This is a genomic window from Candidatus Rokuibacteriota bacterium (assembly GCA_030647435.1).
Taxonomy (GTDB): domain Bacteria; phylum Methylomirabilota; class Methylomirabilia; order Rokubacteriales; family CSP1-6; genus AR37.
Window position 1 is genome coordinate 1 of record JAUSJX010000010.1, and the last position, 22775, is coordinate 22775.

Sequence of the window (22775 nt, forward strand, 5' to 3'; positions counted from 1 at the left end):
CTACGAGCGCCGCTACCAGAGCCGTGTCGTCTCCCAGCTCATGCGCCGGGCCCAGGAACTCGGCTACACCCTCACCAAAACCGCGGACGTCTCACCCCCTGCCGGTTCACCCGCGTGATGATGTTACTTGGAAGAGCAGGCTAAGCCATGCGGCGGCTGGCCCTCGTCACGCTGGCGCTCGTCCTCGCGGGCGCCGGCGTGCTGGCGGCATCGCCCGGCGACATGGCGCGCGTGGGCCCGGGAGTGCTCCGTCCGGTCTACGCGCCCGCACCCGGCGTGACGACGGTCGACGTCGCGGCCTTCACGCTGGACCGGCTGCCCGTGACCAACGGGGAGTTCCTGAGCTTCGTCACCGGGCACCCCGGCTGGCGGCGCGACCGCGTGGCCCGCGTGTTCGCCGACGACGGCTACCTGGCGCATTGGGCCGGACCGGTGGAGCTGGGGCCCGACGCCCGTCCCGATCAGCCGGTGACGCGCGTGAGCTGGTTCGCCGCCAAAGCCTACTGCAGTGCCCGGGGCAAGCGGCTGCCGACGGAGGCCGAGTGGGAGCTCGCGGGGGCCGCCGGAGACACGGGCCCGGATGGCGCGGCCGAGCCGGGGTTCCGGGAACGCATCCTGGCCTGGTACGCCAGGCCGGCGACGGCGAAGCTGCCCGCGGTGGGCAGCGGGCAGCCCAACTTCTGGGGGATCCGCGACCTCCACGGACTCGTGTGGGAGTGGGTCCTCGATTACAACAGCACGCTGGTCTCCGGCGACAGCCGGAGCGGCAAGAGCGCCGACCGCCTCCCGTTCTGCGGGACGGGCGCCTTCACCGCCGGGGACAACGAGGACTACGCCAGCTTCATGCGGCTGGCCTTCCGCAGCTCGCTCGAGGCGCGGTACACGACGCGCGCGCTCGGGTTCCGCTGCGCGGGCGACGTCGAGGTCGCTTCACGATGAGGGTCATGGCGATCGCCGCCGTCGCGGGCCTCCTGGCCGCCGGAGTCGCCGCCGCGCCGCCGGCAGCGGCCGAGGATCATCACCACAAGGCGATGGAGGCGGCCCCGCCGCGAGGGGACTCCATCTACGCGCTCTCGGCGTCGCTCGTGGACCAGCGCGGCCGGCCGGTCTGCCTGGACCTCTTCCGCGGCCATCCCGTGCTGATCAGCATGTTCTACGCGACCTGCCCGGACGCATGCCCGCTCCTGATCGCCGATTTGCAGCGGATCGAGCGCGAGCTGCCCCCTCGTATCAAAGCCGATCTCCGGATAGCCCTCGTGAGCCTCGATCCGGAGCGCGACACGCCGGACGCCCTCCGGGCGCTGGCTCGGGCCCGTCACGTGGACGAGTTCCGCTGGCGGCTGCTGCGCGCGCCGGAGGACACGGTCCGCGAGATCGCCGCGCTGCTCGGCATCAAGTACCGCCGGCTGGCCGACGGCAACTTCAACCACTCCTCGGTCATCACGCTGCTCGACCCCGACGGCGTCATCCTTGTGCGCGACGAGGGCATAGGGGGTTCGCACGCGACTCTCCTGCGGAGCCTGCGGGCCGCGCAGTCGGCTCCGAGCCGCTGAGGTCGGCTGCCGCCGCGGGGCGGGCTCGGGCTACGCGAGGAGACCGCGGTTCCGCGGGCTGAGCTTTATGCGCTCGGGCGTCCAGGGAGGATCGAAGGTGATGCGGACGTCCACGCTCAGGACGCCCGGCACGGCCGTGACGGTTTGGCGGATCCAGCCCGGCATCACGTCGTGGACGGGGCAGCCGGGCGCCGTCAGCGTCATGGTGATGGTGACGGCGCCGTTGACGATGTCGATGTCGTAGACCAGCCCGAGCTCGACCACCGACATGCCGAGCTCGGGATCGAGCACGCCGCCGAGCGCCTCGAGCACCTGCTCGCGCGTCGGCGCGTCCGAGGAGCCGGCGATGGCGGGCGCGCGGTCGAAGGCGCTCATGCCGTGCGCGCGCCTGCCGCGGCGGCGGGCCGCCGTCCGCACGGCGCCATGTGGTGAAGGACGCGCGCGACCGCGGCGGCGAAGCAGACCGCGCCTGCGGCGAGTATCACGCCCGCAGCGCCGATGAGGCGCGCGTGGCCGGTGGCGAGCGCCGCGGCCAGGGCCGTGACTCCACCGGTGAGGAGCGCGTACGCGAGCCCTTCGGCCGCGGGCCAGCCCAGCTGCGCCAGCGTCGGCACGGGGGCGCGGCCGGCAAGGGGGCTGTAGATCCGGTACCAGACGAGGAACGGGATGATCTTCAGCATCATCCCCACGATGGTGAGCGAGACCCAGCCTCCCAGCGCGAGGACCGCATAGGCCAGCGCGGCGCGCGGTCCCGAGAGGAGGTCGAAGGCCAACCCGAGCCCCACGGCCCCGGCCGCGATCAGGAACACCGAGCCCGTCAGCACGAAGCGGAGGCCCCAATCGAGCGCGGGGCGCTTGCGGTCACGGGCCATGCGAGACACCCACGTGAGATGCGCCGCCGCGGCGGCGGCGATCGCGATCGCGCTGGGCGCGACGAGCGCGGGGGCACCGAGCAGGCCCGTGACGACCGCGGGCACGCCGAGTGCCAGTCCCCAGAACTGGACCCGCTCGGGCCAGCCGCTGGGCTCGGGCGCCAGCAGGAACATCGGGTAGACCCGCGCCGCGACACCGATGAGCATGGGCGCTACCCAGCCCAGGAGCGCCAAGTGGAAATGGGCGTGGAGCGTCGGGAAGAACCCGCCCGGGAGGAACTTCCAGATCCTGTCCGCGCCCAGGACGAGCCCGAAGACAACAGTCAACCCGAGTCCCGTGAAGGCCATGGCGATGAAACGCGCCGTGAAGGTCCAACGCTCGACGCTGGAGAGCGTCAGCGCCACGTTGACGAGATGCATCGCCACGCCCGCGCCCACCATCGCGGCGGTCATGAGGAGCCCGGGCCACCGGCCGATGTAGAAGTGCGCCACCATGCCCGCGATGCCGACCGCCAGGATCCAGAACTGCCAGCGGGCGAGCCGCTGGCTCCACACGGGACGCTCGAGCACGATGGGGATGAGCTGGTACGAGGCGCCCATGATGCTGAGCGTGATCCACCCCAGCGTCACCGTGTGGGCCAGCGCGGTTAGGCGCGGGTGGTAGTAGTGCCCCGCGAGCTCCGGGGCGAGCGCCGGCACGGCCGCGCAGGCCAGGACGAAGGCCGCGACGGCGGTCACGAGATAGGACAGGGGTAGTGTCGGCGACGGCGCCTTGGCCGTGCTGGGCCCAGCCCCCGTCACGGCGGTGCTGCTCCCGGGCAGCGGACCACGATGCGCACGAGGCCGGGCTCGACCTCCTCCGTGTCGTGCAGGAAACCGCGTTCGTCGAGCTGCGGGTAGAGGAGCATGGGCCGCCGCTCGTGGAGCACGACGAGGCGCTGCCCGGGCGCGAGCGTGTCGAGCCGCTCGAGGATCTGGACCATGGGCTCCGGAGGCTCGAGCCCGCGCACGTCGAGAACGGCCATGTCACCCTCGGCGGACGCGGCGGCGCGCGCGCCCGCGACCGCCTCCGCCGGCGCGGAGGGCTCGCGGTAGAACCAGACGGTCCAGTCGTCCGGCGCGCTCTGCTCGCTCCAGCTGGCGAAGCCGCGCTTGCCGAGCGCGGCAAGGAGCGGCACGGGCTCGAAGGGCGCGCGCAGGACGAGCGCCTGCTCCGGAGTCAGCGCCTTGACGGTCGCCATGATCCTGGCGAACGGCTCCTGGCCGCGGCGGATGTCCTCCCGAACGTCGAGGTGGACCTCGTTCGCCGCGGTCACCCGGCGGAGCGCCTGCGGGCGGTCTGCCACGACCTTACGCCTTCACGGCCGCGGGGCGGTTGAGCGCGTCCAGCAGCGCGTCGAGCGCGACGCCCGCCGAGGCGGCGGCCTCGCGCAGTGTCAGGTGCGCTCCACAGCAGTGGTTGATCCCCATCTCCTTCATGATGTCGAGGGCCCCAGCGTAGTGGTGGGCGACGTCACCTACTGTGAGATCGGCGGTGATGGGCGCGCCCGTGGCTTGAGCCGTCGCGGGCGAATTGGATTGGCAGCCGCATTCGTGAGCCATGGTGTTCTTCCTCCTTGCTGGGAAGGTTACGCCACGGCGCTGGAGGCGCCTATGACGGCGGTCATAGGTGGTGAAGCAATGGACAAGCGGCGGGGATCAGTGCTGGGCTGCGGCGGGGGGCATGCGGACGCGGCGCCACATGTTGACGACGAAGAGCAGCGCGCCGCCGAGCTGGCCGAGACTGCCGGCGGCGATCGCGAGCCGGAGCGCGGGGGCGGGCGAGAGCCCCGCCCACAGCTCGGCTGCGGCGCGCACCGCGGTGGAGACGGCCATCATCCAGTAGACGGCTTCCGCCAGCTCCGGCCGGTAGCGCGTGTCGTCCTTGGCCGGTCTCGGGAACATCCACGTCGCCACGCCCATGACCATCATCAGCATGAAGCCCACGAGAAGCAGGTGGACGTGCGCGGTGATGAAGAGCCTCGGCGGGTAGCGGCCCGCCAGGAACTCGGCGGCGACGATCCAGCCGCCCAGGAGGAGCCCGGCCAGGAGGAAGACGAAGCTCGTCTTGATGTAGCGGCGTACCAGCGGCGTCACGGCGCCTCAGTCCTCGGGCTCGCCCGCCGCGATTTCGGCGAGCGCCGTCGTGTCGGTGATCACCAGGCGGCCGCCCTCGTCGATGACGAGCCCCGTCTTGAGCCAGCGGCTCACCACGCGGATGGCGGTCTCTACCGTCGTGCCCGTCATGTCGGCGAGGCTCTGCCGCGTGAGATGGAAGGGCAGGGCCAGCCCCGCCTTGGTGCGCGCGCCGTCGCGCTCGGCCAGCCGGAGGAGCGTCGCGGCCAGCCGCGCCTCGACCGGGTCCACGGACAGCGACTTGACCGAGTCGTGAGCTTCGCGAAGCCTCCGCCCGATCATGAGCGCCATCTCCTTGATCACGACCGGGTGTCGCTCGCTCGCGGCGATCAGTGCGTCGGCCGGGATCTTGAGCACGGTGGTGGGCTCGAGGGCCTGGGCGGCGGCGGGATACGGGCGCTTCTCGATGACAGCGACGCCGCCGAAGATCTCTCCGCGGCCCAAGAGCTCGAGCACGACGTCCTTGCCCGTGCTCGAGTGCCTCACGATCTTCACGCGCCCCGACGTGACCACGCAGAGCCAGCGCGCCGGGTCGCCCTCCATGAAGACGTACTCGCGCGTCCGGTATGTGTCCTCGCGGGCCGCTCCGGCCAGGGCCTCGATCTCCTTGGCGGGCAGCCCGGCGAAAACGGGGTTGGACTTGAGCGCCGTCACCCGCTCGCCCGTGGGCATGGCGAGACGATAACACGGTGCGCCGCGCCCCATCCGTGGCGCCGCTGCCCCATCCGCGCGCGGGGGCGGAACGCTAACGGCGCGAAATCATGGCTCGGGTCCGTGGCACCCACGTTGCACTGCTCATGGCCGGCAGTGATCACTCCGTCCAGGGAGGCAGCCATGCATGTCAGCGAGTTGATGAGCCGAAACGTAGTGACGATCAGGGCCGACGATTCCTGCCTCGAGGCGGTGGCGCGGATGCACGGCGCGCGCGTCCGGCACCTGCCCGTCGTGGGTGCCGAAGGCGGCCTTATCGGGGTGGTGACCGACCGCGACCTGCGCCACCATCTCTTCGCCCCGCGCGTGCTGAAGGATGTGGGCACGATCGCCGTCGACATCATCCTCAAGGCGGTGCCGGTGAAGGACGTCATGTCCTCGCCCGTCATGAGCGTGCCCGCCAAGGCCGACGTCGTCGAAGCGGCGCGCATCATGCTGGAGGACAAGGTCGGCTCCCTCCCGGTGGTTGAAGGCGGGAAGGTCGTCGGCATCGTCACCGAAACGGACGTGCTGCGGCAAATCTGCAAGGTCGACGCCGCGTGCTCCAAGGACGTCGCCGAGATCGTCGTTTCCTACCCGTGACGGGCGGCCGGCTCGCCCGCGCGGCGCTCGAAGAGCAGGGTGACCACGCCGGCCTCGAGGTGCCGCTCCCGGATCTCGGTGAAGCGCGTGAGCAGGCCGAGCATGCGCGTGTTGTCGGCGAGCACGTAGGCGCAGAAGCGGTGGATGCCCCGCGCCTCGGCGGCCTCGAGCAGGTGACGCAGGAGGATCGCGCCAAGGCCCTGGCCCTGCAAGCCGTCCTGGACCACGAAGGCGACCTCGACCGTGTCGAGGTTCTCCGTGGGCTCGTAGCGGCCCACGCCGACCAGCTCCGGGGCGCCGGCCGGCCCGCGCTCCGCCACGAGCGCCAGCCGGCGCCGGTAGTCCACGGTGGCGAAGAGGCGCGCCCAGTCAGGCGGCAGGCGCTTCATGACGGTGAAGAAGCGCTGGTAGGCGCTGTGGCGGCTCAGCCGGTCGTAGAAGTCGATGAGGCGCGGCGCGTCTTCGGGACGTATGGGGCGGAGATGAAGCTCCGTCCCATCCTTCAGTGTGACGTCACGCTCCAGCTCCCGCGGATAGTCCGATTCCCCCACAATGCATGATTCTAGCCCAGGGCTCACCGCCACGAGCGCAGTCCCTTGGCACGCACTCGACGCCACCGAGGTGGCGGCCTTACTGGCCGCTGATCCCGGAGTCGGCCTGTCCCAGGACGAAGCCCGGGCGAGGCTCGTGCGGGTGGGGCCGAACCGCGTCGGCGAGCACCGCGAGAGGCCGATCTGGCGGCTCGTCCTTGATCAGTTCGCGAGCCTCGTCGTCCTGCTGCTGCTCGGCGCCGCGGCCGTCGCCTGGAGCCTCGGCGAAGGTCTCGAGGCCGTGGCGATCCTGGCTGCGCTCGTCCTCAACGCCGCGATCGGCGCAGGCTCCGAGTGGCGGGCGCGGCGCTCTCTCGCCGGGCTCCGCGCCCTGGCCGTGCCCCGGGCCTTGGCGTGGCGAGACGGACATCCGCTCTCCGTCCCGACTGCCGAGCTTGTGCCCGGCGACCTCATCGTGCTCGAAGCGGGAGCCCAGGTTCCCGCGGATGCCAGGCTTGTCAGCGCCGCCGCGCTGCGGATGAGCGAGGCCGCACTCACCGGAGAGAGCCTCCCGGTGGGCAAGAACGCGCAGGCCCGTCTTGCATCCGCCACGCCGCTGCCCGAGCGATGCACCATGGTCTATCTCGGCACCGGCGTCCTCGCCGGCGCCGGCAGGGCCATGGTGACGGCGACGGGCCTCGCCACCGAGCTCGGCAGGATCGGTCAGATGGTCGCCCTCGCGGGCGAGCGCGCGACGCCGCTCGAGGCGCAGGTGGAAGCTCTCGGGCGGCGCCTCGTCGTGCTGGCGATCGGCATCTGCGCGGTGGTCGGCGTCGCCGGCATCCTTCACGGCGAGTCGATCGGGCTCATGCTCGAGACCGCCATCAGCCTTGCCATCGCTGCCATCCCCGAAGGGCTGCCTGCGATCACCACGGTGGCGCTGGCCGCCGGACTCTGGCGGCTCGCGCGCGCCGGCGCCCTCGTCCGGCGGCTGCCTGCCGTTGAGACCCTTGGATCCACGACGGTGATCTGCGCCGACAAGACCGGCACCATGACCGAAAATCAGATGACCGTGACGCGCCTCGTGCTCGGCGGGCGCTCGCTCGCCGTTTCGGGCGGCGGCCGCTCCGCCGCCGGCGCCATCACCGAGGACGGCGCGCGCGTGGACGCCCCGGCTGATCCTCAGGTCCGACTGCTGCTCACCGCCGGGGTGTTGGTCAACGACGCGCACGCCGCGCCTGGGGATGACGGGCTCGCGCTCGGCGGCGATCCGACCGAGGCCGCGCTGCTGGTGGCGGCGCTCAAGGCTGGGCTCGATCCCGCGGCGCTTCGGCTGGCCTGGCCGCGCCGCCGGGAGATTCCGTTTGACCCCGGCGCGCGGCTCATGACGACATTCCACGAGGGCCCCGAGGGGCGGCGCGTCCTCTTCGTCAAGGGTGGGCCGGGCGCGGTGCTGGATCTTTGCACGCGCCGCGAGAGCGCGGCGGGCCCGGTGCCGATCACGGATGTCGAGCGCGGACGCATCCGGGCGGACAACGACGCGCTCGCGGCCGACGCCCTGCGAGTGCTCGCTGTGGCGTGGCGTCCGGAAGGCTGGCCGGCCGAGGGTCTTCCCGTCGACCTCGTCTTCCTCGGGCTCGTCGGGCTCGCCGATCCCATCCGTCCCGGAGTCGAGGAGGCCATCGGGCGCTGTGCCCGTGCCGGCATTCGTACGGTCATGCTGACAGGCGACCAGCGTGCCACGGCAGAGGCCGTCGGTCGCCGGCTCGGACTGCCGCCGGAAGCGATCCAGAGCCGCGTCACGCCCGAGGGCAAGATGAGGCTCGTCGAGGAGCTGCAGGGCCGGGGCGAGGTGGTGGCGATGACGGGCGACGGTGTCAACGACGCGCCCGCGCTCGCACGCGCGGACATCGGCGTCGCGATGGGCCGCGCCGGGACGGATGTGGCGCGCGAATCCGCCGACCTCGTGCTGACCGACGACAACTTCGCCACGATCGTGCGGGCCGTGGAGGAGGGGCGCGTCATCTACGCCAACCTCCGGAAGACCATCCACTTCCTGTTCTCCTGCAACCTCTCCGAGATCCTCACCATTTTCGTGGCGATTCTCCTGGGCTACCCGACACCGCTCCTTCCCCTGCAGATCCTCTGGATCAACCTGGTCACGGACACCCTGCCGGCGCTCGCCCTCGTGCGCGACCCGGCCGAGCCCGATATGATGACGCGCGCTCCCCGCGATCCCGCCGAGGCGCTCGTGACGTGGAACTTCGGGCTTCGGATTCTGATCGAGGGGGCGCTGCTGGCGGCCGGTGTCCTCAGCGCCTATCTCTGGGCCGCGTGGCAGGACGGTCCAGGGCCCCGTGCGAGCACCATGGCCTTCGTCGCCATCGTGCTCATCCACCCCTTCCAGGCGATGCACTGCCGCTCTCCTCGGACGCCCTGGTGGCGGCTTCCGGTCAACCCGCTGAGCTGGATGTCGCTGATCGTCCTTGTCGCGCTCCAGTGGGCCGCCGTCGGGTACCTGCCGATGAATCGGCTGCTGAGCACCGAGCCTCTGGCCCTGAGCGACTGGGCTGTCGTGTCCGCCGCCATCCTCTGGCCCGTCGCTCTGGTGGAAGCCGCCAAGGCCTGGGGTTGGTTGGTACCACTGGGGCACGCCCGCCCCAAGCGGAATGGCCCGGAGCCGGGCGGGCGCGACGAAACCCTCCGAAATCCTTGACCGCGGGCCTTGGCATGTCCGTTGCTCCTTTGGAGAGAGGGAAGGCTCCCCCTGAGAGGACAAACCATGGTTATCGACATCCACGGAGTGGAGAAGGACAGGGCGCTGCGCGCCCGGGCGGCCAAGGTGGTCGGCGCGGCGCTTGAGCCCATCAAGCTGGCGCCCATCCGGGCGAATGTCACGTTCTTCGACGACAACGGTCCCAAGGGCGGGCTGGGCATGCGCTGCGCGATGGACGTGCGGCTGCCCTATCGCCCGGCGATCCGTGTCGAGCAGGTGGCCGAAACGACGCGGCTCGCCTTTGACGGCGCCTTCGCCGCGCTCGAGCGCCAGTTGGAGCGTTATCGCGAGCGGGCTCGCGACAGCCAGCGGCATCCGAAGAAGTACTTCGTCGCCAAGCGTCTGCTGGCGGGCGGCCTTCAAACGCCGGCCCGGTCCAGGCGCGTCAGGCGACGGAAGGAGGTCTAGGGCCATGAAGCGCATCGTCGTCCCGCTGGATGCATCCCCGGTCGCCGAATCAGTGCTGCCCGTGGTGGCTGATCTCGCCCGCGCCGGAGGCGGCTCTATCCGGCTGCTGCGCGTGGAGCCGGTGCCCGACAACCGCGTCGGTTTCGATCGGCGCGTTGTCGCCTACGCCGACCAGGAGATGGCGCGGCTCGAGGCGGAGGGGCTCGACTATCTCAAGACGGTCGCGGCGCGGCTGGGCGGTATCTCCATCGAGTCGTGCGTCCGGTTCGGCGACCCGCTGACCGAGATCCTGAAGGAGGCGGCCGCTTTCGACGCCGACCTGATCGCGGTGACCACGGCCTGCAGGAGCGGTCTCGGTCGGACCGTGCTCGGCAGCGTGGCCGAACGCGTCTTCCGCAAGGCCGAGACGCCCGTGCTCCTCTACCGGCCCAGCCGGGCCGACCTCGCCTGACGCCATGGGAGCCCCTGCGATGGACCTGCGCACGCGTATGGCTGAGCTGGCCAAGATCGGCAAGGCGGACACTCCGGTAGTCAGCGTCTATCTGGACACCCGCTGGAGCGACGAGCACCAGCGGGACCGCGTCCGCATCTTCCTCAAGAACGAGATCGCCAAGGCGCGGGAGGCCCGCGGCCGCCGCGCCGCCCCGGCCGATCTCGACTGGATCCAGTCCGCGGGCGACGAGCTGGTCTCCCAGGCGGCCGTCCCCGACACGCGCGGCGTGGCGCTCTTCGCCTGCGCGTCCGTCGGGCTGCGCGAGCTGCTGCGCTTCCGCGTGCCGTTCGCCAACGCCTTCACCGTGGACGACACGCCGTTCCTGGCGCCGCTGGCCGAGGCCGTCCAGCAGACGCTCTCCACGCTCGTCGCTTTCGTGGACACCGAGAGCGCCCGCCTGATGCACGTGACCCGCGAGGGTCTCGGCGAGGAGGTCGCTCTGGCGACCGACATGCCGGGGCACCACAGCCGGGGCGACGAGTGGGTGCAGTTTGCGAAGTCGCGCTACGAGCGGCATATCCGCGAGCACCGCGGTCGTCACTTCGCCGCGGTGGCCGAGAGCCTCGGCCAGCTCATCGACGCGCACGGTGTGGAGCGCATCGTGCTGGCCGGGGAGCCCAAGAACGTCTCTGCGCTCCGCCGCGAGCTGCCGCCGCGGATCGGCGCCCATATCGTCGGCGACGTCTCGGCGGCCCGGCACGAACCCTCGGCCGTCATCGTGGGCCGCGCCGTCGAGCTGGTCGCGTCCCTCGACGCCTCCAGCGATGTCCCGACCGTGGACGCCGTCCTGACCGAGGCGGCCAAGAGCCGACAGGCGGTGGCCGGGGTGGAGGAGACGGTCGAGGCGGTCAACAGGGGAGCGGTCCGTTGGCTGTACGTGCTCCGCGGCGTGCGCGCTCCGGCGAGCGCCTGCCCCGGGTGCGGCGCGCTGTTTCCCGGCGTGGCCGAGGACTGTCGGGTCTGCGGCAAGGCGCTTCAGGCGGTGGAGCTGGGCGAGACCCTCGTCCACCGCGTGCTCGCGGCGGGCGGTACGGTGGACACCGTCGAGGCGCACCAGGGCCTGGCGGCGGTAGGCGGCGTGGCGGCTCTGCTCCGCTACCCGCTCTGAGACAGCCGTGCGAGTGGCAGGCGCGTCATGATGGCCCACCGGCTGGCGCCCGAAGAGCTGCGGGTCGTCTGCGACCCTGCGACGCTGCCGTTCGTCTCCACGGCCGAGCTGCCGCCGCTCGACGGCATGATCGGCCAGGATCGCGCGGTGAGCGCCACGACCTTCGGCGTCGGCATGCGCGAGGTGGGCTACAACCTTTTCGTCCTCGGGCCCTCGCGCACCGGCAAGACCTCGGCGATGAAGCGGGTCCTGGCCCGCGCGGCCGAGCCCGAACCGGTGCCGCCCGACTACTGCTACGTGCACAATTTCGAAGATCCCTACCGGCCGGTGGCGCTCGAGCTGCCGGCTGGGCGGGGGCGCGCGCTGCGCCAGGCCACGGAGCGGCTGACCGGGGAGTGCAGGACGCGCGTCCCGCGGGCCTTCGAGGGGGAGGAGTTCGAGCGGCGGAAATCGGAGGTCCTGGAGCAGCTCACCCGGGGCCAGCACGAGGAAATCCGGCGCCTCGAGGAGGCCGCGCGCGCCGAGAAGTTCGCCGTGCTCCGCACGCCGGCGGGGCTGGCGATCGCGCCCGCCCCCCAGGGCGAGCCGCTGACCTCGGAGGAGTTCGCGGCCCTCCCCGATGCGGCAAAGGAGCAGATCGGCGCGCAGGGCAGCGCGCTCCAGGACCGCGTGGACGCGACGGTCCGGGAGCTGCGTCGGCTCGAGCGCGAGGCGCGGGAGGCGCAGGAGAAGCTCGTCGGCGAGGTCGCAGCGGCGGCCATCCGGCCGCTCATCCAGGAGCTGCGCGAGGAGTTCACCGGGCTGCCGGGCGTCGAGCGCTACCTGGGACACGTGGAGGCCGACCTGATGGCCCACGCCGAGGAGTTCCGAGCGCTCGAGTCGGGCAAGCCGGCTTTCCCGCTGTTCGTTTCCCCGGGGGCCTTTCTCGAGCGCTACCAGGTCAACGTGCTCGTGGACCGGAGCGGCGCCCGCGGGGCGCCTGTCGTCTTCGAGCAGGTTCCGACCCACCGAAACCTCTTCGGCCGGGTCGAGCACCGCGCGCAGTTCGGCGCGCTCGTCACCGACTTCACGCTCATAAAGCCGGGCGCCCTCCACCAGGCCAACGGCGGCTACCTGATCCTCGCGGCCGTGGACGTGCTGCGGGCCGTCCTCGCGTGGGACGCGCTCAAGAAGGCGGTCAAGAGCCGCTCGATCCGGATCGAGGAGCCGCTGGACGAGTGGCGGCTGGCGAGCGCGCAGAGCCTGGCACCGGAACCCATCCCCCTGTCGGTCAAGGTGGTGCTGATCGGCAGCCCTTTCATCTACTACCTCCTCTATGCCCTCGATGAGGACTTCCGCGAGCTGTTCAAGGTCAAGGTCGACTTCGACGACTCGCTCCCGCGCACGCCCGAGTTCGAGATCTTCTACGCGCGCTTCGTGGGCAGCGCATGCCGGGACGAGGAACTGCCGGCCTTCGGCCCGGGGGCGGTCGCCAAGCTCATCGAGCACTGCTCACGGCTGGTGGCCGACCAGGCCCGGCTCACCTCCCGCCTCGGCGAGGTCCTCGACCTGATCAGGGAGTCGGCGTTCTGGGCAAGGCGGCGAGACCGCGGCGTCGTCGGCGCTGAGGACGTGCGGCACGCCATCGAGCAGAAGACCTATCGCTCGAGCCTCATCGACGAGCGGGTGCGGCGGCTGATCGGCGAGGGAACCCTGCTCATCGCCACTGACGGCCGGACGACGGGACAGGTCAACGGCATCGCCGTGCTCGACCTGGCCGATCACGCCTTCGGCCGACCGTGCCGGATCACCGCGCGCACCTTCTCGGCCGAGCCGGGCGTCGTGGACATCGAGCGGGAGGCCAAGCTTGGCGGGCCGGTCCATTCGAAGGGCGTGATGATTCTCTCGGGCTTCCTCGCGGGGCGCTATGCGCGCGAGCGGCCGCTGGCGCTGTCGGCCTCTTTGGCTTTCGAGCAGTCGTACGAGGAGGTCGAGGGCGACAGCGCCTCGTCGGCAGAGCTCTACGCACTCCTGTCGAGCCTGGCCGGCATCCCGCTCAGCCAGAGCCTCGCGGTAACAGGATCGGTGAACCAGCACGGCGAGGTCCAGCCGGTGGGCGGGATCAACGAGAAGATCGAGGGCTTCTTCGACGTGTGTGCCGCTCGCGGGCTCACGGGGCAGCAAGGGGTGATCATCCCCGCGGCCAACGTGCGCCACCTCATGCTGCGCGAGGACGTGGTCGAGGCGGTGCGGGCGGAGCGCTTCGGCGTCCACGCGGTCTCGACGGTGGACGAGGGCCTGGCGCTCCTGTCGGGCATCGAGACCGGCGTGCGCGGGCTCGACGGGCGCTATCCGGAGGGCAGCTTCAACGCGGCCGTGGAGGACACGTTGGCCGCGAACATCGAGCGTCTCAAGGAGATGCGAGCGGACGGCAAACGGCGTCTGATCCTGCAGCCGTCCGAGGAGGAGGGACAGACATGGCGACCTACGTGATGCTGACGCGACTCACCCCCGAGGCGGTCAAGGTGCCCGGCGACCTCAAGAAGCTCGAGAAGGCGGTTGCCGCACACATCCGCAAGGAGTGCCCCCAGGTCAAGTGGCTCTCGAGCTTCGCCATCCTGGGGCCCTGCGACTACCTGGATCTCTTCGAGGCCCCGGACGAGGAGACGGCCGCCCGCGTCGTCATGATCGTGCGCTCGTTCGGCCACGCGCAGACGGAAACGTGGACCGCGTTGCCGTGGGAGCGCTTCGAGAGCCTGATCTCCACCATCCTGGTGCCGGCCTGAGGCGCATGGGGCGCCGCGCTTGGCGGTCCACGAGCACCGGGCGGAGCGCCTGCACTACTCGCGAGCATCGCCGGCCGGCGTCACCCTGACGCGCGCGGGCGGCCCGATGTCGAGTTGTACGCGCCCCGGCAGGAACTGCTCGATCACCCATGCCACCGTTTCGAGGTGACTCGAGAGCGCCGGGCAGGTGAACTCGGACGGCTCGCCGGCGAATGCCAGGAACGGCACCAGCTGATCGGCCAGGTGCGTGTCGACGACCGCCCCGCTTGCGAGATAGGCGAGGAGGGGCTCGACGGCCTGGTCGGCCACGGCCTCGGCGCGCAGGCCGGGACGGCCGAGCGCCGAGAAGCCCGCCCGGCCCGGCACCGCGAGGAAAAGGACGGTGCCCGGGCTGCGCGCCGTCGCGTCCTCTCCGATCGCTATCTCGGCTGTGAGTCCGCTTGCCTCCAGCCGCTCGAGCGCGCGCCGCCGCTGGCGCTCCGCGATGGAGCGGGGCAGGCGGGAGACCGCCGAGAGGCCCATGATGCGGCGGTCCGCGACATGGTCGGGCGGGGCGAACCCGCGCGCCGCCTGGCCGGGCTCGATGACAGCCTCGATCTCCCCGCCTCCGGCCGGGTAGAAGCCCCACCGTCGGAGCTCGACGGTGACGCGGAGACCGATCGAGTCCAGCGCGGGCAGGAAGACCTGCGTCAGATAGTCCGCCGTCGGGCTCCACGGCACATGCGTGCCGCCGAGAATGGTGAGCCGCGACATCGCTGATGCCCGTGACAGCGGCAACAGGAGCGCCTGGAAGATGAGGGACACGGATCCGGCGCTGCCTCTGATCGCCTCGACGTCGAAGCGGTAGTGTCCCCCGCGGAGCGTCTGCGGCACGAAGGTCACGGCCGTCGAGTCGAGGGCATCACCCTCGACTCGCGCCCCGCTTATGGCGGCGAGGGCTCGCACCACGGTCAGGTGCTGCGGCTGGAGCCCGGGCCTCGGCCGCCGCTCCCGGACGCGGACAAGGCGGAGCGGGCGGCCCAGCGCCACCGTGAGGGCAAGGGCCGTACGTAGGATCTGTCCGCCGCCCTCGCCGTGCGAGGCGTCGATTGTCAGCAGACCGGATGCTCTCCGCGGATCAGCTCTTCGCGGAACTGTGGCATGCGGGCGACTTCCGCCTCGACCACGTCGCGGATCATCCCCTCGACGTCCGCGATCCCCATGCCGGAGGGCAGGACTATCTGCACGCCCGTCCACGGCGCGTCCACCGGCTCGCCGATGCGCGCCGAGAGATGGACGTAGACCTCGAGGAGCGCCGGGCAGCGCGCGTGGATGAGGCGCGCCAGGCGATGGCTCAGCACGCTGTAGATCTTGCCGACATGCGCGACCGGATTCTTCCCCGGTGCGGCCTCGCCGCCGGTAGGGCGCTCGAAGGCGATGATCCCGTTGACGCGATTGCCCCGCCCGACCTGCCCTGAATCGGCGTCCTCCGCCGAGGTGCCGGTGACGCTGAGATAGGCGCCCTCGGCGCCCAGGCCGCCGCGGTCGAGGCAGTTGAGCCGCCAGTCGATCCGGAACGGGACGCCGGCGAATCGGGCGCCGAGGGCCTCGAGCACCTCTGCCTTGCGGCCGAAGTACTCGCGCTCCGAGGCGGTGTCGCGGCAGAGGAACGGCATCGCCACGGTCAGGGCCACGACCTCCCCGTCGCGAACCGCCAGCACCTTGACGTCCTGGCCCGTGTCCGGGAAGCGGGCCTTGAACTCGCTCGAGTTCAGGAAGCCCTCGACGGCGAGCACCAGCTCCTCGGTGGGACTCAACGGCGCGTAGCCCGATGCGCCCGCCGTGTCGTTCGAGGCGATGGCGCCCTGACCTTCCTTGAAGATGCGCTGGAGCTCCTCGGAGCCCGCGGCGAGGACCGTGCGCGTGACGAGGTCCTTGCCGGGGTGCACGTGGGGCAGATGGGCTCCGACCCACGCGTCCACGGCGGCGCGCGCGGTCTCCTCCACGGGGAGGCTCTGCCCGTCTACCGTGAGCGTGGCGCGGTCGCCGACGATCAATTCCATCGGGCGCGTCACCTCGCCCCAGCCGAAGCCCTTGGCGCATTGGCCGGCCACCAGCATGGCCTTGTCGATGTTGTAGTGCGGGATGGCGCCCAGGCGCTTGAGGTACATGGCATTGAGACCCACCGAAATGGCTTCGACCAGCGAGTCGCAGATCGTGTCGGGGTGGCCGATCCCTTTGCGCTCGACGAGCTCGATGCGACGCTGGGCCACCGGTGTGGTCCGGAGATCCTCGACTACCAGGGTCCACCGGTCCTTGAGGTCGCTCGAGGCCAACTGCATACGTGCTCCTCCCCTCTTGTGGCTGCCCAGCCACTCATGAGGGTGCAATCCCATTGCCACCCTCCCGTCGTCCCGAGGGCACCGGCTCCGCCTTTCTACTCAACGGCATAGCCTCACGCGGGGGCGGGGGATACTCGGCCCGACCGGGTAGTTGCCTCCGCACTGGGGCGACGATGGGACGGCTGCGCGTGCTCCCATCGGGGGAGGAAACTTTCAAGTACGCGGTTTAACTGAACTGTCCCTTGGCAGCCCGGTTGCACCTTCTGCTGAGCGTGGAGGGCGCACCATGACGGCTACGCGCGAGGCCACGCTGGAGCGGGACAGGATGGTTGCCGGGCAGATCGCTGCTCGGGGCGTCGAGGATCCTCTCGTGCTGGAGGCCATGCGTGCCGTGCCGCGGGAGGACTTCGTGCCGGCCGACCTCGCTGAGTACGCGTACGAGGACGGGCCGCTGCCCATCGGCCACGGGCAGACCATCTCGCAGCCCTATATCGTGGCCGTGATGACCGCGGCGGCGCGCGTGAGACCCGGGGATCGCGTGCTGGAGATCGGGACGGGCTCGGGTTACGGGGCGGCAGTCCTCTCGAAGATCGCCGGAGAGGTGTACACAGTGGAGCGCATCGAGGGCTTGGCCGACTCCGCGAGGGATCGCCTGGCGGCCCTCGGGTACGGCAATGTCCACGTGCGCTGCGGCGACGGCACGCTCGGCTGGGCGGAGCACGCACCGTACGACGCGATCATCGTGACGGCCGGAGGGCCCACCGTGCCGCGCGCGCTTTTGGATCAGCTCAAGCCGGGCGGCCGCCTCGTGATGCCGCTCGGATCCGAGCCGCGGGCCCAGCGACTCATCCGCCGCACGCGAACCGGCCCCGAGACCTACACGCAGGACGATCTGGAATGGGTGGCCTTCGTGCCGCTGATCGGCGAGCAGGGGTGGCCCGTGCCGGCTGCCTTCGATGCGCCGGAGCGATGAGACGCGGTTGAGCCGGGCGGAGGGGACAAGGGGGAGGGCGAACGTGTTTGGGCGGATCCTCGTGCCCATCGACTTGAGCGACCGGAACGCGCGGACGCTCAAGGTCGCGCTGGCGCTCGGCCGAGACGCCCGAGCGAGCGTGACGCTCTTTCACGTGGTGCAGCAGGTGCCGGGCCTGACGGCCGGCGAGATGCGGGCCTTCTATGACCGCCTGCTCACGGTGTCGCGGCAGAAGCTTGGCCGCACCGCCAAGGCCTTCGCCGCGAAAGGGATCGCGGTTCGCTGTGAGGTGTGCGTCGGGGAGCCGGCTCGCGAGATCGTGCGCGCGGCGGCCCGCCGGCGAGCCGATGTGATCGTGATGGGCTCGCACAGGGTCGACCCGAAGCGCCGCGGAGCCGGATGGGGCACCACGAGCTACAAGGTCGGGATCCTGTGCCGGTGCCCCATCCTGCTCGTCAAGTGACCGGCGTGCCCCGAGCGGCGGGTCGGGTCACCATCGCGCGGATCTGGGGTATCCCCATCTCCGTGCATGTGAGCTGGCTCCTGGTCTTCGCTCTCGTGGCCAGCTCGCTCGCGGCCGGATATTTCCCGGAGCGCCAGCCTGGGTGGGGAGCGCTGACTCGCTGGGTGCTGGGCGCTCTCACGAGCCTCGCCTTCTTCGCGTCCGTGCTGGTGCATGAGCTGGGACATTCCCGGGTCGCGCTTCGCTACGGCATTCCGATCCGGGGCATCACGCTTTTCGTTTTCGGGGGCGTCGCCCAGATCGGGCGCGAGCCCGGCTCGCCGGGGGTCGAGTTCAGGATCGCCATAGCAGGCCCGCTGACGAGCCTGGCGCTCGCGGCGCTCTTCGGCGGCGTCGGCACAGTGGCCGGGAGCATGGCGCTCGTGTCGGTGCCCGCGCTGTGGCTCGCACGCATCAACCTTGCCGTGGCGCTCTTCAACCTGCTCCCAGGCTTCCCGCTCGACGGCGGTCGCGTGCTCCGCGCCGCGGTGTGGGCGTGGACGGGCAGCTTCGATCGCGCCAACCGGACGGCCGCCGCCGCGGGCGAGGTGCTGGCCCTCGCTCTGATCGGAGTCGGCACGTTGCAGGCGATCGGTGGTGACGTCGCCGGGGGCATTTGGATGGCGCTCATCGGCTGGTTCCTGCACAGCGCGGTGGTGGCGGGCCGCGCAGAGGCCGCGCTTCGGGATCTCCTCCGCGGCGCGACCGTGAGCCAGGCCATGGCGCGTGACTGCCGGTCCATCGCGCCCGGCCTGACGCTCGAGCGGCTGGTGCACGACGAGGTGCTGGGCGCCGGCCGCCGCTGCTTCGTCGTGGCGGAGGACGGACATCTGCGCGGGCTGCTGACGCTTCACGAGGTGAAGGGCGTCCCGCGTGAACAATGGAGCCGCGCGAAAGTGGAGGAGGTCATGCAGCCGGCTCAGGCCCTTTCGGTCGTGGGGCCGGAAGAGGCTCTTCTCGGGGCCCTCCAGAAGATGGACGATGCGAAGGTGGCCCAGTTGCCCGTCGTGGCTGATGGACATTGGCTCGGCATGCTCGACCGGGAGCACATCCTCCATTACATGCGTGTGCGCGCCGAGCTGGGGGTGTAGCCTCGACGGCCCGCAGTGGGGCGCCGCTGCCCCGCCCGGCGCTCTCCTAGCGTCGGCGCGACGACCTAAGATCCTGATTTCCGGGAGATCTGGTGGGCGGCCCCAGCTGGCACCGAGGTTGCTGTCTAAAGACAACCATGAAGAGAGTTCTCAGCGTAGAGAAAGGCGAGGACGCGGAGGGAGCGGAATTGCCGGCGACCACGCTGTGCGACCGCTGCGGGCGATCCGAGGAGGAGATCGAGTGATTCCACTCGAGACAGGGGCCATCAAGATCGACACGCGGACCGCCGAGGCCGCGGTCCAAGTCTGCCCGCGGGAAGGCGACGTCCTGCTCATGATCGGCGAGCCCGGGGCCGAGGGCAGCCGCTCCGCGACGATGTCACCTGAGCAGGCGGAGATGGTGCTCCACGCGCTCGGCCTCGCCGTGGCGCGCATCCGTGAAGAGGCGCGGCTCAAGACCGAGGAGCGCGCCGGCCTCGCGGAGCGGCTGCTGGACCAGGAGGTCCGCCTCAGAGGGAGCTGACCATGGTGCAGGCTGTGCGGGACTGGTGGCTGATCGCTCTCGGTGTGGTCGTCGCGGTGCTGGCGCTCATCGTCATCTGGCGCTCGCGGCGCCGCTGAGGCGGCCTGCGACGTGAAGAATCTCGAGATCGCGCGCGCTTTCGACCTCATCGCGGACCTCCTCGAGCTCAAGGGAGAGAACCCGTTCCGCATCCGCGCCTACCGCCGCGCCGCACAAAATCTGGAAGCGCTCACCGAGAACCTCGAGACCCTGGCTGCCCAGGAGCGGCTCGACGAGATTCCCGGGATCGGACCCGATCTGGCCGGCAAGATAGCCGAGTATCTCGGGACGGGACGGATCGACGCGCTCGAGTCGCTGCGCCGCGAGGTGCCCGCCGGCCTCGCGGATCTCATGGGCGTCCCCGGTGTCGGCCCCAAGACCGCCAAGCTCCTCCACGACCGCTTGAAGGTCACCGATCTCGGCCAGCTCGAGACGTTGGCGCGGGCGGGCAAGCTCCGCGGGCTGCCCGGCATCCAGGCCAAGACCGAGCAGAACCTCCTCAAGGGCATCGCGCTGGTGCGGCGAGGGCAGGCGCGCATGCCGCTGGGACGCGCGCTGCCCCTGGCCGAGGAGATCGCACACGCGCTTGCTCGCGTCCGTGGGGTCAAGCGCGTGGAGCCCGCCGGCTCCGTGCGCCGCCGCAAGGAGACGGTGGGCGACCTCGACATCCTCGTAACCTCGACCGATCCCAAGCGCTTGATGGACGCCTTCGTGCGGCTGCCGCAGGTGGCGGACGTCCTCGAGCGGGGCCCGACCAAGGCCTCGGTGCGGCACCGCGAGGGTATCCAGGTGGACCTGCGCGTGGTGGAGCCGGCGACCTTCGGCGCGGCCCTCCAGTATTTCACCGGCTCGAAGCAGCACAACATCCGGATCCGGGAGATGGCCGTCAAGAAGCGCCTCAAGATCTCCGAGTACGGCGTCTTCAAGGAGCCGGGCGGGAAGCGCATCGCCGGCGCCACCGAGGAGGAGGTCTATGCCGCCGTGGGGCTGCCGTGGATCCCGCCCGAGCTGCGCGAAGACTCGGGCGAGATCGAGGCGGCGCAGTCCCGGCGGCTGCCCGCCCTCGTGGAGCTTGACGACATCAGGGGAGATCTCCACTGCCATACCAACGCGACGGACGGCCATCACACGGTCGAGGCGCTGGTGGCGGCCGCCCGGGAGCGAGGCTACGCCTACGTGCTCGTCTCCGACCATAGCCGGTCCACTCGGATAGCGGGCGGGCTCACCGCGGAGGAGGCGCTCGCCCACGTCGAGAAGATCCGCGCCGTCGGGCGGAAGCACCGCGGCATCGCCGTCCTCGCCGGCAGCGAATGCGACATCCTGCCCGACGGCTCCCTCGACTACCCGGACGAGGTGTTGGCGCAGATGGACCTCGTGGTCGCCGCCGTCCACTCGCGCTTCAAGCAGCCGCGGGCGGAGATGACCCGCCGGATCTGTCGGGCGCTCGAGAACCCGTACGTCAACATTCTCGCCCATCCGACGGGGCGCCTCATCGGCGAGCGGGAGCCGTACGACGTGGATCTGGAGGCGGTGTTCGCCGCGGCCGGGCGCCATGGCAAGGCCCTCGAGATCAACTGCTACCCTGAGCGCCTCGACCTCAACGACGTCCACGCGCGGCGGGCACGGGAGCTGGGCGTCCTGCTCGCCATCAATACCGACACCCACGCGCTCGACCAGCTCGACACCATGCGGCTCGGCGTGGCGACCGCGCGACGCGGCTGGGTCGGGCCCACCGAGGTGATCAATACCTGGCCCGTCGGCAAGCTTCGAGCCTGGGCCCGCAAGACGGTAAAGTCCGGGAGGCGAGTCGTCGCCGCCGGAGCCACGTTGGCATCCCTGTTGCTCGTTGCTCTATGAGCCTCATGCCCGATGGCGGGGCCGAGGAGGAGGGTCGCGTGGCCTGGAATCCCATCGCGAAGTCGCCGACGGACTGGCGAGTCGCCCCGAACTTGCGCGACTACGATCGCGAGCGCTCGACCTTCTCCTGGGCGAAAGCGCGGCGCCTCCTGGAGGGCCTCCCCGGGGGCCGCGGGCTGAACATCGCCCACGAGGCTGTGGATCGCCACGCCGCCGGCGCGCGCCGCGACCACCTGGCCCTGCGCTGGCTCGGTCGGAGCGGCGAGGTGCGCGATTACACCTACGGCCGGCTGGCCGCCCTCACGAACCGCTTCGCCGCCGTCACTCGGGAGGATGTCGAACGGGCGGCAGCCGCCCGGCTCCAGGCTCCCGGGCGTCCAGTCGAGCCGCCCGACCGCCAGGCCCGGATGCGGCAGCTGATCGGCGCGGCCATGGCCCGCTCCAAGCGCGAGATCCCGCACTACTACCTCGGCACGACCATCGACATGTTCCGGGCCATGACGTGGCTCGCCGAGGAGAACCTCAAGCGCCCCGTCACCGAGCGCCTGCTCACCGGCGTGCTCCTGATGAAGGCAACTGCCCTCGCCCTCCGCGAGGTGCCCGAGCTCAATGCCGTGTGGCGAGGGGCAGAGGTCGTCCCGAGCCCGGCGATCCACATCGGTGTGGCCATCTCGCTCCGCGGGGGCGGCCTCGTGGCGCCGGCGCTGCATGACGCCGACCGCCGGAGCCTGGGGGACCTCATGACGGGCCTGCGCGATCTGGTCCGCCGCGCGCGGAGCGGGGGGCTCAGGAGCTCCGAGCTCTCGGACCCGACCGTCACGGTCACGAGTCTCGGGGAGCAAGGGGTGGAGACCGTGTTCGGCATCATCTATCCGCCGCAGGTCGCCATCGTGGGCTTCGGCAAGGTGGTGGAGCGGCCGTGGGTGGTGGAGGGGCGGATCGTAGCGCGGCCTGTCCTTGCCGCGACGCTCTCGGCCGACCACAGGGTGAGCGACGGCCATCGCGGGGGCCTCTTCCTCGCGGCCGTGGACCGGTTGCTCCAGGAGCCCGACCGGCTGTGACACGTGAAGAGGTGCGCGCCACCATGCTCCGCGTCCTGGGTGAGATCGCCCCCGAGGCCGACCTCACAGCGCTCAAGCCGGACGTGGCCTTTCGGGATCAACTCGACCTGGACTCGATGGATCTGCTGAACGTCGTGATCGGGCTTCATGCGGCGCTCGGCGTGGAGATTCCGGAGGCCGACTACTCGAGCCTGGTCACGCCCGACGGCTGCGTCGACTACCTGCTCTCCAAGCTTCAGCGCTGAGGCGCCCGGAATTCTTCGATCCTGCTCCGCATCCGCTTGAGCAGCGCATCGTAGGAGGACGTCCGGATGATGTTGTTGAACTGCGTCCGGTAGTTGGCGACGAGGCTCACGCCCTCGGCGCTGACGTCGTAGATGAGCCACCGGTCACCATGGCGGAGCATGCGGTAGGAGACTGGGATTTCCGTGTCCT

The 22775-nt window shown here is 71.0% G+C and carries 27 protein-coding genes; 17 read left to right on the forward strand and 10 right to left on the reverse strand.

From position 1 onward, the window contains the following. The first annotated feature begins 147 nt into the window (after positions 1–147). Together Q7W02_01775 and Q7W02_01780 are read left to right on the forward strand one after the other, a co-directional pair. Positions 148–939, forward strand: a complete 792-nt coding sequence (locus tag Q7W02_01775; GenBank protein ID MDO8474917.1) for a formylglycine-generating enzyme family protein — start codon at positions 148–150, stop codon at positions 937–939. Positions 940–944: 5 nt separating this feature from the next. Next, the gene (locus Q7W02_01780) at positions 945–1553 is read left to right on the forward strand and encodes an SCO family protein (protein ID MDO8474918.1); all 609 of its coding nucleotides are present in this window, start codon (positions 945–947) and stop codon (positions 1551–1553) included. Positions 1554–1583: 30 nt separating this feature from the next. On the opposite strand, the gene Q7W02_01785 is transcribed toward Q7W02_01780, so the two are convergent. The 6 genes from Q7W02_01785 to Q7W02_01810 form a co-directional block, all read right to left on the reverse strand. Continuing rightward, on the reverse strand, positions 1584–1928 hold the full coding sequence (locus tag Q7W02_01785) for an iron-sulfur cluster assembly protein (GenBank protein MDO8474919.1): 345 nt from the start codon (positions 1926–1928) through the stop codon (positions 1584–1586). Continuing rightward, positions 1925–3226, reverse strand: a complete 1302-nt coding sequence (locus tag Q7W02_01790) for a cbb3-type cytochrome c oxidase subunit I (GenBank protein MDO8474920.1) — start codon at positions 3224–3226, stop codon at positions 1925–1927. Before Q7W02_01790 ends, Q7W02_01785 begins: the two co-directional genes overlap by 4 nt. Then, positions 3223–3771, reverse strand: a complete 549-nt coding sequence (locus Q7W02_01795; protein MDO8474921.1) for a DUF2249 domain-containing protein — start codon at positions 3769–3771, stop codon at positions 3223–3225. Before Q7W02_01795 ends, Q7W02_01790 begins: the two co-directional genes overlap by 4 nt. Positions 3772–3775: 4 nt before the next feature. Beyond that, positions 3776–4027: a DUF542 domain-containing protein gene (locus tag Q7W02_01800; protein ID MDO8474922.1), complete on the reverse strand. Its 252-nt coding sequence runs from the start codon at positions 4025–4027 to the stop codon at positions 3776–3778. A 96-nt stretch (positions 4028–4123) separates the two neighbouring features. Continuing rightward, a complete protein-coding gene (locus tag Q7W02_01805) occupies positions 4124–4561 on the reverse strand; it encodes a cbb3-type cytochrome c oxidase subunit I (protein MDO8474923.1) in 438 nt (145 codons plus the stop codon). 6 nt (positions 4562–4567) lie between these two features. Then, entirely contained in the window at positions 4568–5272 is a 705-nt protein-coding gene (locus tag Q7W02_01810; GenBank protein ID MDO8474924.1) for a Crp/Fnr family transcriptional regulator, read from the reverse strand. Positions 5273–5452: 180 nt separating this feature from the next. Here Q7W02_01810 and Q7W02_01815 point away from each other — a divergent pair, with 180 nt between their 5' ends. Then, positions 5453–5893, forward strand: a complete 441-nt coding sequence (locus Q7W02_01815) for a CBS domain-containing protein (GenBank protein ID MDO8474925.1) — start codon at positions 5453–5455, stop codon at positions 5891–5893. Here Q7W02_01815 and Q7W02_01820 read toward each other — a convergent pair. Continuing rightward, on the reverse strand, positions 5884–6444 hold the full coding sequence (locus tag Q7W02_01820) for a GNAT family N-acetyltransferase (GenBank protein MDO8474926.1): 561 nt from the start codon (positions 6442–6444) through the stop codon (positions 5884–5886). The two genes, Q7W02_01815 and Q7W02_01820, sit on opposite strands and share 10 nt — an antisense overlap. 1 nt (position 6445) lies before the next feature. On the opposite strand from Q7W02_01820, the gene Q7W02_01825 reads away from it, so the two are divergent. From Q7W02_01825 to Q7W02_01850, 6 genes are all read left to right on the forward strand, one after another. Further along, a complete protein-coding gene (locus Q7W02_01825; protein MDO8474927.1) occupies positions 6446–9139 on the forward strand; it encodes an HAD-IC family P-type ATPase in 2694 nt (897 codons plus the stop codon). A 66-nt stretch (positions 9140–9205) separates the two neighbouring features. Further along, positions 9206–9607, forward strand: coding sequence for an HPF/RaiA family ribosome-associated protein (locus tag Q7W02_01830; protein MDO8474928.1), 402 nt, complete (start codon positions 9206–9208; stop codon positions 9605–9607). 4 nt (positions 9608–9611) lie between these two features. Next, entirely contained in the window at positions 9612–10058 is a 447-nt protein-coding gene (locus Q7W02_01835; GenBank protein MDO8474929.1) for a universal stress protein, read from the forward strand. A 19-nt stretch (positions 10059–10077) separates the two neighbouring features. After that, positions 10078–11208 (forward strand): hypothetical protein, encoded by a 1131-nt coding sequence (locus tag Q7W02_01840; GenBank protein MDO8474930.1) that lies wholly within the window; start codon positions 10078–10080, stop codon positions 11206–11208. A gap of 27 nt (positions 11209–11235) precedes the next feature. Then, positions 11236–13680: an ATP-binding protein gene (locus tag Q7W02_01845; protein MDO8474931.1), complete on the forward strand. Its 2445-nt coding sequence runs from the start codon at positions 11236–11238 to the stop codon at positions 13678–13680. Beyond that, positions 13665–13973, forward strand: coding sequence for a GYD domain-containing protein (locus Q7W02_01850; protein ID MDO8474932.1), 309 nt, complete (start codon positions 13665–13667; stop codon positions 13971–13973). Before Q7W02_01845 ends, Q7W02_01850 begins: the two co-directional genes overlap by 16 nt. Before the next feature lie 54 nt (positions 13974–14027). On the opposite strand, the gene rtcA is transcribed toward Q7W02_01850, so the two are convergent. Together rtcA and Q7W02_01860 are read right to left on the reverse strand one after the other, a co-directional pair. Further along, complete coding sequence (gene rtcA, locus Q7W02_01855) at positions 14028–15071, reverse strand: RNA 3'-terminal phosphate cyclase (protein ID MDO8474933.1); 1044 nt, start codon at positions 15069–15071, stop codon at positions 14028–14030. Next, positions 15065–16294, reverse strand: a complete 1230-nt coding sequence (locus tag Q7W02_01860) for a methionine adenosyltransferase (protein MDO8474934.1) — start codon at positions 16292–16294, stop codon at positions 15065–15067. Before Q7W02_01860 ends, rtcA begins: the two co-directional genes overlap by 7 nt. A gap of 286 nt (positions 16295–16580) precedes the next feature. Here Q7W02_01860 and Q7W02_01865 point away from each other — a divergent pair, with 286 nt between their 5' ends. The 8 genes from Q7W02_01865 to Q7W02_01900 all read left to right on the forward strand — a co-directional run bounded on the left by Q7W02_01865 (position 16581) and on the right by Q7W02_01900 (position 22585). Then, on the forward strand, positions 16581–17267 hold the full coding sequence (locus Q7W02_01865; GenBank protein MDO8474935.1) for a protein-L-isoaspartate(D-aspartate) O-methyltransferase: 687 nt from the start codon (positions 16581–16583) through the stop codon (positions 17265–17267). Positions 17268–17310: 43 nt separating this feature from the next. Further along, entirely contained in the window at positions 17311–17730 is a 420-nt protein-coding gene (locus Q7W02_01870; protein ID MDO8474936.1) for a universal stress protein, read from the forward strand. 5 nt (positions 17731–17735) lie between these two features. Then, positions 17736–18860: a site-2 protease family protein gene (locus Q7W02_01875; GenBank protein MDO8474937.1), complete on the forward strand. Its 1125-nt coding sequence runs from the start codon at positions 17736–17738 to the stop codon at positions 18858–18860. A gap of 241 nt (positions 18861–19101) precedes the next feature. Continuing rightward, positions 19102–19383, forward strand: coding sequence for a hypothetical protein (locus Q7W02_01880; GenBank protein ID MDO8474938.1), 282 nt, complete (start codon positions 19102–19104; stop codon positions 19381–19383). A gap of 2 nt (positions 19384–19385) precedes the next feature. Further along, on the forward strand, positions 19386–19481 hold the full coding sequence (locus Q7W02_01885) for an LPXTG cell wall anchor domain-containing protein (GenBank protein ID MDO8474939.1): 96 nt from the start codon (positions 19386–19388) through the stop codon (positions 19479–19481). Positions 19482–19494: 13 nt separating this feature from the next. Continuing rightward, positions 19495–21279: a DNA polymerase/3'-5' exonuclease PolX gene (polX, locus tag Q7W02_01890; GenBank protein MDO8474940.1), complete on the forward strand. Its 1785-nt coding sequence runs from the start codon at positions 19495–19497 to the stop codon at positions 21277–21279. A gap of 38 nt (positions 21280–21317) precedes the next feature. Beyond that, complete coding sequence (locus Q7W02_01895) at positions 21318–22340, forward strand: 2-oxo acid dehydrogenase subunit E2 (protein MDO8474941.1); 1023 nt, start codon at positions 21318–21320, stop codon at positions 22338–22340. Next, positions 22337–22585, forward strand: a complete 249-nt coding sequence (locus tag Q7W02_01900; protein MDO8474942.1) for a phosphopantetheine-binding protein — start codon at positions 22337–22339, stop codon at positions 22583–22585. The genes Q7W02_01895 and Q7W02_01900 overlap by 4 nt, the downstream gene beginning before the upstream one ends. On the opposite strand, the gene Q7W02_01905 is transcribed toward Q7W02_01900, so the two are convergent. Further along, positions 22576–22775, reverse strand: a 200-nt coding sequence (locus Q7W02_01905) for an ABC transporter substrate-binding protein (GenBank protein MDO8474943.1), incomplete at its 5' end; no start/stop codon positions are given. The genes Q7W02_01900 and Q7W02_01905 overlap by 10 nt on opposite strands.